The organism is Acidiluteibacter ferrifornacis (assembly GCF_009909615.1).
Lineage (GTDB): Bacteria > Bacteroidota > Bacteroidia > Flavobacteriales_E > Vicingaceae > Acidiluteibacter > Acidiluteibacter ferrifornacis.
The window spans coordinates 1-336 of record NZ_WWNE01000014.1; the positions used below are offsets into that span (position 1 = coordinate 1).

Here is a 336-nt window from a genome sequence, read left to right on the forward strand (position 1 = left end):
ATTTATGTGGCTGGTTTTTTTAGCGATACCTTGTATGTGAATGGAGATACATTAATTGCAGCAGGAGGAAATGATATCTTCTTAGCTCGTTATGATTTGCCATGCGGCAAAGGCATTCCAGTAGGCATAAAAAACAATTACATTCCTGCAGAAAATGGCGTATTGGTGTATCCCAACCCTGCTGCTGAATTTACGAACTTAATCGGTAAACCAATCAGCAACACCGCACAGTTATTAGACATAAAAGGGCAGGTAGTAAAAACCTTTTCGTTAGATGTAAATGCAATCCAACAACAAATTCCGCTTAATGAAATAGAGCCCGGGATTTATTTCTTA

The 336-nt window shown here is 38.4% G+C and carries 1 protein-coding gene; it reads left to right on the forward strand.

The features are described from left to right. Window positions 1-336, forward strand: a 336-nt coding sequence (locus tag GQN54_RS13700) for a T9SS type A sorting domain-containing protein (RefSeq protein WP_160634136.1), incomplete at both ends; no start/stop codon positions are given.